Source organism: Streptomyces chengmaiensis, from assembly GCF_029846775.1.
Classification (GTDB): Bacteria; Actinomycetota; Actinomycetes; order Streptomycetales; family Streptomycetaceae; genus Streptomyces; species Streptomyces chengmaiensis.
The window spans coordinates 1-12,224 of record NZ_JARWBG010000001.1; the positions used below are offsets into that span (position 1 = coordinate 1).

The 12,224-nt window shown below is 71.1% G+C and carries 10 protein-coding genes and 1 pseudogene; 2 read left to right on the plus strand and 9 right to left on the minus strand.

Annotated elements, in window-relative coordinates; genetic code table 11:
• Positions 1-619: pseudogene (locus QCN29_RS00005) on the plus strand (hypothetical protein); the annotation flags it as partial.
• A 273-nt stretch (positions 620-892) separates the two neighbouring features.
• Here the strand turns inward: QCN29_RS00005 and gatB are convergent.
• From gatB to QCN29_RS00045, 8 genes are all read right to left on the minus strand, one after another.
• Positions 893-2,401 (minus strand): Asp-tRNA(Asn)/Glu-tRNA(Gln) amidotransferase subunit GatB, encoded by a 1,509-nt coding sequence (gatB, locus tag QCN29_RS00010; RefSeq protein ID WP_279925335.1) that lies wholly within the window; start codon positions 2,399-2,401, stop codon positions 893-895.
• Positions 2,402-2,417: 16 nt separating this feature from the next.
• Positions 2,418-2,648 carry a hypothetical protein gene (locus QCN29_RS00015; protein WP_240137288.1) on the minus strand — a complete coding sequence of 77 codons (231 nt, stop codon included), beginning with the start codon at positions 2,646-2,648 and terminating at the stop codon, positions 2,418-2,420.
• Between the two features lie 5 nt (positions 2,649-2,653).
• Entirely contained in the window at positions 2,654-4,150 is a 1,497-nt protein-coding gene (gene gatA, locus QCN29_RS00020) for an Asp-tRNA(Asn)/Glu-tRNA(Gln) amidotransferase subunit GatA (RefSeq protein WP_279925336.1), read from the minus strand.
• A gap of 6 nt (positions 4,151-4,156) precedes the next feature.
• Positions 4,157-4,453, minus strand: coding sequence for an Asp-tRNA(Asn)/Glu-tRNA(Gln) amidotransferase subunit GatC (gene gatC, locus QCN29_RS00025; protein WP_016642027.1), 297 nt, complete (start codon positions 4,451-4,453; stop codon positions 4,157-4,159).
• 100 nt (positions 4,454-4,553) lie between these two features.
• The gene (locus tag QCN29_RS00030; RefSeq protein WP_279925337.1) at positions 4,554-6,722 is read right to left on the minus strand and encodes a putative bifunctional diguanylate cyclase/phosphodiesterase; all 2,169 of its coding nucleotides are present in this window, start codon (positions 6,720-6,722) and stop codon (positions 4,554-4,556) included.
• Positions 6,723-7,056: 334 nt separating this feature from the next.
• Positions 7,057-9,249, minus strand: coding sequence for an NAD-dependent DNA ligase LigA (gene ligA, locus QCN29_RS00035; RefSeq protein WP_279925338.1), 2,193 nt, complete (start codon positions 9,247-9,249; stop codon positions 7,057-7,059).
• An 87-nt stretch (positions 9,250-9,336) separates the two neighbouring features.
• Positions 9,337-10,332: a methionine synthase gene (locus QCN29_RS00040; protein WP_279925339.1), complete on the minus strand. Its 996-nt coding sequence runs from the start codon at positions 10,330-10,332 to the stop codon at positions 9,337-9,339.
• Positions 10,329-11,018 (minus strand): SDR family oxidoreductase, encoded by a 690-nt coding sequence (locus QCN29_RS00045; RefSeq protein ID WP_279925340.1) that lies wholly within the window; start codon positions 11,016-11,018, stop codon positions 10,329-10,331. The genes QCN29_RS00040 and QCN29_RS00045 overlap by 4 nt, the downstream gene beginning before the upstream one ends.
• A gap of 169 nt (positions 11,019-11,187) precedes the next feature.
• Here QCN29_RS00045 and QCN29_RS00050 point away from each other — a divergent pair, with 169 nt between their 5' ends.
• The gene (locus QCN29_RS00050) at positions 11,188-11,532 is read left to right on the plus strand and encodes a DUF427 domain-containing protein (protein ID WP_279925641.1); all 345 of its coding nucleotides are present in this window, start codon (positions 11,188-11,190) and stop codon (positions 11,530-11,532) included.
• Between the two features lie 13 nt (positions 11,533-11,545).
• Here the strand turns inward: QCN29_RS00050 and QCN29_RS00055 are convergent, their stop codons facing one another.
• On the minus strand, positions 11,546-12,088 hold the full coding sequence (locus QCN29_RS00055; RefSeq protein ID WP_279925341.1) for an ATP-binding protein: 543 nt from the start codon (positions 12,086-12,088) through the stop codon (positions 11,546-11,548).
• Positions 12,089-12,224: the final 136 nt, after the last annotated feature.

The window sequence follows — 12,224 nt, forward strand, 5'->3', positions numbered from 1 at the left end:
CCCGACCGCGACGGAGAACGACAGGTGCGTGGTCTCGGCGAGCGCCCTCGGCGCGACCGTGGAAGGCGGGGACCGCTGCAAGGGCAAGATCGGGCCCACGGGTCCGACCGGCCCCACCGGACCCACCGGCCCCACCGGACCGACAGGTCCGACGGGCCCGACAGGTCCGACGGGCCCGACTGGTCCGACGGGCCCCAGTGAGTGCGTCGACATCGACTCCTACGCGCCCAACAACGCCGAAGAGTTCAGCGTGCTGCTCACCACCACCGGGAACTACTACGCCGGCCAGCGGCTCCACGAGGCCGCCGTGGACTCGAACGGCAACGGCGTCCCGGACCTCGACGAGGACGGCGACGGCGTCGACTTCGAGGCGATCGGGGACTACGAGTGGACGCTCATCAGCGGTGACGACAACCCCGACTTCCCCGACAACCCGTGCTCCGTGTCCATCACGTCCCAGGGCAACTCCGCCTACGCCAAGGTGCTCACCCTCGACAACGAGGTGTGGGAGACCCACGGTGACGTCAATGGCCTCAACTTCATCTGGGACGAGGCCTGGGTCCAACTCACCGACCCCGAGGCCCTGAACTTCCAGGCCGAGAAGAGCCTCAAGGACTGACGCCGCCCGGCCCTTCCTCGGACGGCCGACCAGGCCTCAAGGACCAGCGTGCGCGCCGTGCCCGTACGGTTCCGGGCACGGCGCGCACGCCTGGCCGAGGGCGAGCACCAGCCGGCCGGGCATCCGCTGGAAGGACCCCTGCCGCCACTGGCGGCCACCCGTCGAACGCGGTCGGGGGCGGCACACCGCGCCCGAAAAACGCTCCAGGGGCGGCACACCGTCATATGACGGTGTGCCGCCCCTGGAGCGAGGGTTGGCCTCAGTCGCAGGCGGTCACGCCTCGACGCCGAGCTTCTGCAGGATCAGCTCCTTGACACGGGCCGCGTCCGCCTGGCCGCGCGTGGCCTTCATGACCGCGCCGACGAGTGCGCCGACCGCCGCGACCTTGCCGCCGCGGATCTTGTCGGCGATGGCGGCGTTGCCCGCGATCGCCTCGTCGACGGCCGCGCCGAGCGCGCCCTCGTCCGAGACGACCTTCAGACCGCGCTTCTCGACGACCGCGTCCGGGTCGCCTTCGCCGGCGAGCACGCCCTCGATGACCTGCCGGGCGAGCTTGTCGTTCAGATCGCCGGAGGCGACCAGCTCGACCACACGGGCCACCTGCGCCGGGGTGATCGGCAGGGAGCCGAGCTCCACGCCCTCCTCGTTGGCGTGGCGGGCCAGCTCGCCCATCCACCACTTGCGGGCGCCTGCCGCGTCCGCGCCCGCCTGAGTGGTGGCGACGATCAGATCGACCGCGCCCGCGTTGAGGATGGACTGCATGTCCAGCTCGGAGACGCCCCACTCCTCCCGCAGCCGGTTGCGGCGTACGCGCGGCAGCTCGGGCAGCACGGCGCGCAGCTCCTCGACCCACGCGCGGGGCGGGGCGACGGGCACCAGGTCGGGCTCCGGGAAGTAGCGGTAGTCCTCGGCCTCCTCCTTGACGCGGCCCGACGTCGTCGTGCCGTCGTCCTCGTGGAAGTGGCGGGTCTCCTGGATGATCCTGTCGCCCGCGGTGAGCACGGCCGCGTGCCGCTGGATCTCGAAGCGGACGGCCCGCTCGACCGACCGCAGCGAGTTGACGTTCTTCGTCTCACTGCGGGTGCCGAAGACCGAGACGCCCTGCGGGCGCAGCGACAGGTTGACGTCGCAGCGCATCTGGCCCATCTCCATCCGGGCCTCGGAGACGCCCAGCGCCCGGATGAGCTCGCGCAGCTCGGTGACGTACGCCTTGGCGACCTCCGGCGCACGCTCGCCCGCGCCGACGATCGGCTTGGTGACGATCTCGATCAGCGGGATGCCGGCGCGGTTGTAGTCCAGCAGGGAGTGGGACGCGCCGTGGATGCGGCCGGTGGCGCCGCCGATGTGCGTCGACTTGCCGGTGTCCTCCTCCATGTGGGCGCGCTCGATCTCCACGCGGAAGACCTCGCCGTCCTCCAGCTGGACGTCCAGATAGCCGTTGTAGGCGATCGGCTCGTCGTACTGGGAGGTCTGGAAGTTCTTGGGCATGTCCGGATAGAAGTAGTTCTTCCGGGCGAAGCGGCACCACTCGGCGATCTCGCAGTTGAGCGCCAGGCCGATCTTGATCGCAGACTCCACGCCGGTGGCGTTGACGACCGGGAGAGATCCCGGCATGCCCAGGCAGGTGGGACAGGTCTGCGAGTTCGGCGCCGCGCCCAGCTCGGTGGAGCAGCCGCAGAACATCTTGGTCTTGGTGCCGAGCTCGACATGGACCTCCAGGCCCATGACGGGGTCGTAGGCCGCGAGGGCCGCCTCGTACGACACCAGTTCAGTGACGGTCACGGTGAAACTTTCCCTCTCAGCCGAGCAGGACGTCGTCGTCGCCGATGCGCTTCAGCTCGCGGTAGAGCAGCGCAAGGCCGGTCACGATGGCCGCGGCGGACACGGCGGCGTCGATCAGCCGAAGCGTGTCGTGCTCCATGCGGGCCTTCTTGGCCTGCTTGATCACACTCACCGCGCCGAACGCGGTGGTGCCCATGGACAGATACGTACCGGCCTTGGACTTCTTGAATCCCTTGGCCTTCGACATGGCACTCACAGCGAGGGAGCCTCCTCCAGCAGCGGATGGCCCCACTTTTCCACGAAGGCGGCCTCGACGGCGGCGCCCACCGTGTAGAGGCGGTCGTCCTTCATGGCGGGGGCGACGATCTGCAGACCGACCGGGAGATTGTCCTCCGGGGCCAGACCGCAGGGCAGTGACATCGCGGCGTTCCCGGCCAGGTTGACCGGGATGGTGCACAGGTCGGCGTAGTACATGGCGATCGGGTCGTCCACGCGCTCGCCGATCGGGAAGGCGGTGGTCGGGGTCGTCGGGGAGACGATCACGTCGACCTGTTCGAAGGCCTTCTCGAAGTCCTGCGCGATGAGGGTGCGCACCTTCTGGGCGGAGCCGTAGTACGCGTCGTAGTAGCCGGAGCTCAGCGCGTAGGTGCCGAGCATGATGCGGCGCTTGACCTCGGGGCCGAAGCCGTCCGCGCGGGTGACGGCGGTGACGTCCTCGGCGGACTTCGTGCCGTCGTCGCCGGTGCGCAGGCCGTACCGCAGGCCGTCGAAGCGGGCCAGGTTCGAGGAGCACTCGGACGGCGCGATCAGGTAGTACGCGGAGAGCGCGAGGTCAAAGGACGGGCAGTCCAGCTCGACGACCTCGGCGCCGAGCTCCTTCAGCAGCGCGACGGACTCCTCGAAGCGCTGCATCACCCCGGCCTGGTAGTGCTCGCCGCGGAACTGCTTGACGACGCCGACGCGCATGCCGGCGACCGAGCCGTTGCGGGCGGCCTCGACGACCGGCGGGACCGGGGCGTCGATCGACGTCGAGTCGAGCGGGTCATGGCCGGCGATGGCCTCGTGGAGCAGCGCGGCGTCCAGGACCGTGCGGGCGCACGGGCCGCCCTGGTCGAGGGAGGACGAGAACGCGACCATGCCGTAGCGGGAGACTCCGCCGTACGTCGGCTTGACGCCGACCGTGCCGGTGACCGAGGCCGGCTGGCGGATGGAGCCTCCGGTGTCGGTCCCGATGGCCAGCGGCGCCTGGTACGAGGCGAGGGCGGCGCTGGAACCGCCTCCCGATCCGCCGGGGATCTTCGTCAGGTCCCAGGGGTTGCCGGTGGGGCCGTAGGCGCTGTTCTCGGTGGAGGACCCCATGGCGAACTCGTCCATGTTGGTCTTGCCGAGGATGACGACGTCCGCCGCCTTCAGCTTCTTGGTGAGCGTCGCGTCGTACGGCGGGATCCAGCCTTCAAGGATCTTGGAGCCGACGGTGGTGGGAATGCCCTCGGTGGTGAAGATGTCCTTCAGCGCGAGCGGCACGCCCGCCAGCGGGCCGAGCTTCTCGCCCGCCTCGCGCTTGGCGTCCACGGCGCGGGCCTGGGCGAGCGCGCCCTCCCGGTCCACGTGCAGAAACGCGTGCACCTTCTCATCGACGGCCTCGATGCGGGCGAGGTGCGCCTCGGTGACCTCGACGGCCGTGAGCTCGCCGGAGGCGATCTTCGCGGCGATCTCGGCCGCGGTGAGCTTGATGATGCTGTCCGTCATGGCTTTTCAGTCCTCCCCCAGGATCTGCGGCACCTTGAAACGCTGCTGCTCCTGGGCCGGGGCGCCGGAGAGCGCCTGCTCGGGGGTGAGCGACGGACGAACCTCGTCCGCGCGCATGACGTTGGTCAGCGGCAGCGGGTGGGAGGTCGGGGGTACGTCTTGGTCGGCGACCTCGGAGACGCGGGCGACCGCGCCGATGATGTCGTCGAGCTGTCCGGCGAAGTGGTCGAGCTCTTCGTCCTTCAGCTCCAGACGCGCCAGCCGGGCGAGGTGGGCGACCTCCTCGCGCGTAATGCCAGGCATGCAGCGATCCTCAGGGGTGAGTGTGAGTATTTGGCCTCAATCCTATGGGGCGCGCGACGTCGGCCGGTAAACGGTTCGGTTCAGGGTGTGGGGGGGCGGGTCAGGCGACCGTCTGCCCCGAGGGGTTCTCCACGTCGGCGGAGACCGCGGGGGCCGCCGACGCCCCCGCACCCGCACCCGCACCCGCACCCGCACCCGCAGGAAGCTCCGCCGGGCGGCGCCAGCCGTGCTCGCCGCGGGTGCGGAGCCACGCCGTGGTCTCCTGCGGAGGCATCGCGGGGGCGACCAGCCAGCCCTGCACGGCGTCGCATCCCATGCTCCGCAGCCGCTCCCAGGTCTCGTCGTCCTCCACGCCCTCCGCGACCACGAGCAGTCCCAGCGAGTGGGCGAGGTCCAGCGTGCAGCGGACGATCTCCGCGTCCTCGGTGTCGACGGCGAGCCGGGCCACGAAGGAGCGGTCGATCTTGAGCTCGCTCACCGGGAGGCGGCGGAGGTGGACCAGCGAGGAGTAACCGGTGCCGAAGTCGTCGAGGGACATCTTCACGCCGTGGTCGCTGAGCCCGGCGAGGGTGTCGGCGGCACGCTGCGGCTCCTCCAGCAGCACATGCTCGGTGATCTCCAACTGGAGGGCGCCCGGCGGCACCCCGTGGCGGGCGAGCCGTGCGGCGACGGCCCCGGCGAAGCCGGGGGTGTGGACGTCGCGCGGGGAGACGTTGACCGCCACCGGGACCGTCAGTCCCTGCTCGCGCCAGCGGGCGACCTGCGCGAGCGCGGTCTCCAGGACGTACTCGGTCAGATGCGGCATCAGTCCGGAGGACTCGGCGATCGCGATGAACTCGTCCGGAGGGACTCGCCCCCGGTCCGGGTGGACCCAGCGCACCAGCGCTTCGAGACCGGCGACATGCCCGTCGAAGCCGACCTTGGGCTGGTAGTGCAGCTCCACCTCGCCGGCGTCGAGGGCCCGCCGCAGATCGCCGAGAAGACCGAGCCGGTCGGGGGTGTTGCTGTCCCGCTTGGACTCGTACACCTCGACGCCCGTGCGGTCCCGCTTGGCCTGGTACATGGCCACGTCGGCGCGGCGCAGCAGCCCTTCGGCGTCATGGGCGTGGTCGGGGAAGACCGCCAGGCCGGCGCTGGCCTCCAGCACCAGGGTGAGACCGTCCAGGTCGAGCGGTGAGGACAGGGCGGCCACGAGATGGCGGGTGATGCGCTGGGCGCTGGTGGTGGAGTCGGCCGTGGGCAGCAGCACCGCGAACTCGTCGCCGCCCAGCCGCGCGGCCTCCGCCCCGCGCGGGAGCGCGACCTTCAGCCGGTCGGCTATCTGGAGGAGCAGCCGGTCGCCCGCCAGATGGCCGAGTGTGTCATTGACCGAGCGGAAGCGGTCGAGGTCGATCAGCACGAGGGCGGCGCGCTCGCCGTTTCCCTCGGCGTCCTCCAGCGCGGCCCAGGTGCGCTCCAGCAGCCACTGGCGGTTGGGCAGTCCGGTCAGCGGGTCGCGGAGCTGCTCCTCCGCGCGGGCCCGCGCGATCCACAGGGTGGAGTCCAGGGCGATCAGCGGCACGGCGAACAGCGGCAGGAACAGCGGCCTGGTCATGGCGACGACGCAGATCAGCGGGGTGATGCCGAGGAGGGCGACGGCGACGAGCCCCTGTCGCAGCAGGGCGGTGCGCGCGGCGGTGGGCAGTCCGGCGCCCTGCGGCGCGAGCACGTACCACAGCAGTACGCGGGTGACGGCGAGATATGCGGCAGCGGCCGCCATGACCCCGGGGACGGCCGCGACCCCCCAGCCGAGGGGGTTCCAGGGTGCGGCGACGCTCGGGACCACCCCGAACGCGGCGAGGAGGAGCGCGGCCGCGCCGATGCCGAGTATGTCGACCGCGCCGTGCAGCATGCCCTGCCGCCAGCGGCTCCGGCGGGCGGCTCCGACGAGGGCGACGACGGCGAGGCTGACGAGGCCGGCCGGCACCCAGCCGAACAGCAGCAGCACGGCCAGGGTGAGGGCGGCGCCGGAGCCGGTGCCGCCCCACCAGCGGTCGCGCCCCAGCGCGACGAGATGGCCGATGACGAGGCCGGTGAGAAGGGCCAGCGACCAGCCGAGGGCGCCGCCGGGGAAGAGTGCCCGGCCCTCGCGCACGGTGAACACGATGCCTGCGGCGAGGACGCCGGCTGCGCCGGCCGTGACGACGAGGGGCAGCCAGGTCGCCGTGTCCGCAAGGGCCGCGAAGGCACGCGGCCGTGAGACCGGGGCGGCGCTTTCGGTCGGTTTCATTCCCGTCCCTCTCACAGCCGGCGGTGCCGATGCGTCTGCCTCGCGATGGCTCCCTTTGTCATGCCACCACGACTGAAATCCCACCACGCAGCCGTGCACGACAGGCGCGCATCTCAACAGTAGGCCGCAGGAAGCTCGGACGGGCAGCGCTCTACAGCTCTTGCCCGAATGCGACCTGGCCACCCTTATCCATCTGGTATGGGCCAAACGGGTGACCTGTACCGAGTGTTCCGTCCACCCGACGCGCCGTACGTTTCCGGCCTTCCGCACCCTGTGCACGCCGCTGCGTAAGCCCTTCACGGCTCCCTCCCAAGCCCCGCACACTGACTGTCCATTACGCCTCTTGGGGCACAGCGGCCTCACGCGCCGCGTCCGGGCCCTGTTTCAGAAGGACTTCAAAGCCGTCCTCGTTCAGCACGGGAACCTTCAGCTGCATGGCCTTGTCATACTTGGAACCGGGATTGTCGCCGACGATCACAAATCCGGTCTTCTTTGAGACCGAGCCAGTCACTTTCGCGCCAATTTTCTGCAGCGCCGCTTTCGCGCCATCCCGGGTGTAGTTCTGCAGGGTGCCGGTGACGACGACGGTGACGCCCTCCAGCGGCCGGGGCTCCCCGTCCTCCCCCGCGCCCTCTTCCTCCATCCGGACGCCCGCGGCCCGCCACTTGCGCAGAATCTCTCGGTGCCAGTCCTCTTCGAACCACTGCTTGAGCGAGGCGGCGATCGTCGGACCGACCCCTTCGACGGCCGCGAGCTCCTCCTCGGACGCCCGTTCGATCCGCTCGATCGACCGGAACTCGCGCGCCAGCGCCTCCGCGGCGACCGGGCCGACATGACGGATCGACAACCCCGTGATGATCCGAGCGAGGGGCCGCTCCTTGGCCGCCGCGATGTTCTCCAGCATCGCGACCGCGTTCTTCTTCGGCTCGCCCTTCTGGTTGGCGAAGACCGTGACGACCTTCTCCTCGCCCGTCTTGGGATCGCGCTTGGGCAGCCCGCTGTCCTGGTCGAGGACATAGGCCTTGATGGGCAGCAGCTGCTCGACGGCGAGGTCGAACAGATCGCCCTCGTCCGTCAGCGGCGGCTCGGCGGGCTCCAGCGGCCTGGTCAGCGCGGCGGCCGCCACATAGCCGAAGTTCTCGATGTCCAGGCACTTGCGGCCGCCCAGATAGAACAGCCGCTCACGCAACTGCGCCGGGCAGGAGCGGGCGTTGGGGCAGCGCAGATCGACGTCCCCCTCCTTCATGGGCCGCAGCGCCGTCCCGCACTCGGGGCACTCGGACGGCATCTCGAACTCTCGCTCGCTGCCGTCCCGCAGATCGACGACCGGCCCGAGGATCTCCGGGATGACGTCCCCGGCCTTGCGCAGCACCACCGTGTCGCCGATGAGGACACCCTTCGCCTTGACCACGTCCTGGTTGTGCAGCGTGGCGAACTCGACCTCGGAGCCTGCCACCGTGACCGGCTCCACCTGGGCGTACGGCGTCACCCGGCCGGTGCGGCCGACGCCCACCCGGATGTTGACCAGCTTGGTGTTGACCTCCTCCGGCGCGTACTTCCACGCGATCGCCCAGCGCGGGGCGCGCGAGGTGGAGCCCAGCCGCCCCTGGAGCGGGATCTCGTCGAGCTTGACGACCACGCCGTCGATCTCGTGCTCCATGGAGTGGCGGTTCTCGCCGAAGTACGCGATGAACTCGCGCACCTCGTCGAGCGAGTCGACGACCTTGTTGCGCGCGGCGGTCGGCAGACCCCACTCGTGCAGCAGCTCGTACGCCTCCGACAGGCGGTCGATCTGCAGCCCGTCACGCGCGCCGAGGCCGTGCACCAGCACGTGCAGCGGACGGGTCGCGGTGACCTTGGGGTCCTTCTGCCGCAGCGAGCCCGCCGCCGCGTTGCGCGGATTGGCGAACGGCTTGTCCCCCGCCTCCACCAGACGGGCGTTGAGCTCCTCGAAGGCGTGCATCGGGAAGTAGACCTCACCGCGGATCTCCACGAGATCCGGGATGCGGTCGCCCTTGAGCCGGTCCGGAATGCCTCCGATGGTGCGGACGTTGGGTGTGATGTCCTCGCCGGTGCGGCCGTCGCCGCGGGTGGCGGCCCGGGTCAGCCGCCCCTTCTCGTACGTCAGGTTCACCGCGAGGCCGTCGACCTTCAGCTCGCACAGGAAGTGGTGCTCGGAGTCCCCGACCTCGCGCGCCACCCGCTCGACCCAGGCGGCCAGTTCCTCGTCGTCGAAGGCGTTGTCGAGCGACAGCATGCGCTCACGGTGCTCGACGGCCGTGAACTCCGTCTCATAGGTCCCCGCGACCTTCTGAGTCGGGGAGTCCGGAGTGCGCAGCAGGGGGTACTCCTCCTCCAGCTGCTCCAGGGAGCGCATCAGCCTGTCGAACTCGCTGTCGCTGACGACCGGCTGGTCCTTCACGTAGTACCGGAAGCGGTGCTCCTCGACCTGCTCGGCCAGCTGCGCATGCCGCTCCCGCACCTCTGCGGGCAGGTCCTGCTGCGCCGTCTGCTGTTCCCCAGCCACCGTCTCGTCCTCCCGTGTCCCACCGATGCCACCCGCCACCGGTTCCCGCCGGTCCCGCCGTGGGCGCCGCCGCACCCCGAGCACCCGTCACTCAGGGTTGTCCGCGAGCGATCTCGCGGCCCGGACGCAGTGTGCGAGCGCCGCGCGGGCGTACGCGGGTGAGGCACCCGCGAGGCCGCACGAGGGAGTGATCACCACGGACCCCGCGAGAGTCCCCGGATTCAGCCCCAGCCTGCGCCACAGCGTCCTGACACCCATGACGCTACCCGCCGGGTCTGACAATGCCGTGTCGACGGACGGCACGACCCCGGCCAGCAGCCGGGTGCCCGCCTCCACCGCCTCACCGATCGCCTCCTCATCACGCTCGGTGATCAGCTGGAAATCGAACGAAACGGCCGACGCTCCGGCGCGCCGCAGCAGCGCGAAGGGCACGTCCGGCGCACAGGAGTGCACCACGACCGGACCCTCGTGGACCGCCGCCACATCCCGCAGCGCGCTCTCGACGAGCTGCCGGTCGACGGCCCGGTGGGTGCGGTAGCCGCTGGCCGTCCGGATCTGTCCGCGCAGTACGGCGGTGAGCGACGGCTCGTCGAGCTGGAGGACGAGCTGCGCGCCCGGCACCCGGCGGGCGACCTCCGCGAGATGGGCGCGCAGCCCCTCCGCGAGCGACGCCGCGAGGTCGCGGCAGGCCCCCGGGTCGGCGAGCGCCGCCTCGCCGCCGCGCAGCTCCACGGCGGCGGCGAGCGTCCACGGCCCCGCGGCCTGCACCTTGAGCGGACCGGTGTACCCCTGGGTGAACTCCTCCAGCGCGTCGAGGTCTTCGCCGAGCCAGGAGCGGGCGCGCCGGGTGTCCCGACCGGGCCGGTCGCTGATCCGCCAGCCGCTGGGCTCCACGTGCGCGTACAGGTCGACGAGCAGCCCCACGGTCCGCCCGATCATGTCGGCGCCGGGCCCGCGGGCGGGCAGCTCGGGCAGGTGGGGGAACTCCTCGAAGGTCCCGGTGACGGTCTTCGCGGCCTCGCGCGCGTCGCCGCCGGGCATGGAGCCGACGCCGGTCGCTCCCTGGAACATCTGCTCGCTCATCGCCCCGGCCGCACCGTCAGATCGTTGATCTCCGCGTCCCGGGGCAGGTCGATCGCGGTGAGGATCGCCGTCGCGACGGACTCGGGGTCGATCCAGCGGGACGGTTCGTACTCCTTGCCCTCCTGAGCGTGCACCTTGGCCTGCATGGGGCTGGCGGTGCGCCCCGGGTAGACGGAGGTCACCCGCACGCCGTTCCCGTGCTCCTCCTGCCGCAGCGAGTCCGCGAGCGCCTTCAGCCCGTGCTTGGAGGCGGCGTACGCGCTCCACCCGGCATGGGCGTTGAGCCCGGCGCCGGAGTTGACGAAGACCGCGTGCCCCCTTGCGGCCCGCAGCTGGGGCAGGAAGAGCCGGGTGAGCTCGGCGGGTGCGATGAGGTTGACGTTGAGCTGCTGCCGCCAGGTCTTGCAGCCCAGCTCGCCGACCGTGCCGAGGTCGAGGACCCCCGCGCTGTGCACCAGCGAGTCGATCCGTTCCGGCATGGTCTGATGCCCGAACGCCCACGAGATCCGGTCCGGTTCCGCGAGATCGGCGACGAGGGTACGGGCCCCGGGGAACTGCCCTGCCAGCTCCTTGGCCCGCCCGGCATCCCGCGCCAGCAGTACGAGGTCGTCGCCGCGCTCATCGAGCCGCCGCGCCACGGCCGCGCCGATTCCGGAACCGGCTCCGGTGATCACATGTGTAGCCATGGCCCCATGCTCGCATCACCGCCGGCCGGCGCACTCCTCCAGGGTGTGCCCGCCCTCGCCGATGAGCTGCGCGAATGCGCGCGGGCCGGGTGCAGCGCTCGCCGCGGATGCTAATTGCCGATGCCTCGGGTGGGGGAATCCCCGTCCCAGCGTTCTCGTTGTGCCGTACATGACCTCAGGCCACCGCATCACCATCGAACCCTCCACGCACCACGTCCGCGTCGTCTCCGACGGAGCCGTCCTGGCGGAGAGCCGCCGCCCTGTGGTGCTGCGCGAGACGGGCTGCCCCGTGCGCTACTACATCCCTCCGGAGGACGTCCGCACCGACTTGCTGACGGAGTCGGACACCCACACGTACTGCCCCTTCAAGGGCACGGCCTCCTACTGGTCCCGCCCAGGCGCCGAAGATCTGGTGTGGGCCTACCCGGACCCGAAGCCGGACGTGGCTCAGATCAAGGGGCTCTTCTGCTTCTACGAGGTGGAAGTGATGGGGGCCCGACCGGACGGCGCCTGAACCTCCTGGCCGGTCACGCTGCCAGCGCGGGTGCGGTGGGGGCCGGGGGACCCGCACCCAGGAGAGGGAGGCCCCCGGGCGGGGGCGGGCCGTCGTCGCCGTGGACCAGTTCGAACCAGATGCTCTTGCCGCCCACGCCGAGGAGCGCCTCCCCGACGCGGCAGCCGCCCCAGGCGTCGGCGAGCAGATCCAGGATCAGCAGCCCGCGGCCCCGTTCGGCGTCCGGCCCTTCCGGGATCAGCGGGACGGGGAACTCGGGGCTTGTGTCCATCACGCTCACCCGGAGCACGGGAAGCGTCCAGCGCAGCCGGACGGTCGCGGGCCCGGAGGAGTAGCAGACGGCGTTCGCGGCCAACTCCGCCGTCAGCAGCTCGGCCCGGTCGGTGAGTTCGTGCAGCCGGTGCGCGGTGAGTACGGCGCGGAGCGTCGTCCGGGCGATGGCGGGGCCGCGGGGGTCCCGCGGGAAGTGGAGCTCGTACTCCCAGGGGTCTGCGAAGGGGATGGGGGCGGGGGCGTGTCCGCTTGCGGCCGGGTGGTCGTGGTCGGCCTGTGCCATGTGGGGGCCTCCTCCGGGCGAGTTGAGTGGCGTGGCTCACACGATAGGACAGCTCAGCTCACACGTGAGGCGCTTAGCCACGAACGAGTGAATAGCGACTCGGTTCACTAGACCGCCCTAACACCCGCTGCCAGAC

Coding starts and splice junctions, on each gene's coding strand:
- QCN29_RS00015 (WP_240137288.1), bottom strand. CDS start 2,648: ATGTCGAAGGCCAAGGGATTCAAGAAGTCCAAGGCCGGTACGTATCTG.
- gatA (WP_279925336.1), bottom strand. CDS start 4,150: ATGACGGACAGCATCATCAAGCTCACCGCGGCCGAGATCGCCGCGAAG.
- gatC (WP_016642027.1), bottom strand. CDS start 4,453: ATGCCTGGCATTACGCGCGAGGAGGTCGCCCACCTCGCCCGGCTGGCG.
- QCN29_RS00030 (WP_279925337.1), bottom strand. CDS start 6,722: ATGAAACCGACCGAAAGCGCCGCCCCGGTCTCACGGCCGCGTGCCTTC.
- QCN29_RS00040 (WP_279925339.1), bottom strand. CDS start 10,332: ATGAGCGAGCAGATGTTCCAGGGAGCGACCGGCGTCGGCTCCATGCCC.
- QCN29_RS00045 (WP_279925340.1), bottom strand. CDS start 11,018: ATGGCTACACATGTGATCACCGGAGCCGGTTCCGGAATCGGCGCGGCC.
- QCN29_RS00050 (WP_279925641.1), top strand. CDS start 11,188: ATGACCTCAGGCCACCGCATCACCATCGAACCCTCCACGCACCACGTC.
- QCN29_RS00055 (WP_279925341.1), bottom strand. CDS start 12,088: ATGGCACAGGCCGACCACGACCACCCGGCCGCAAGCGGACACGCCCCC.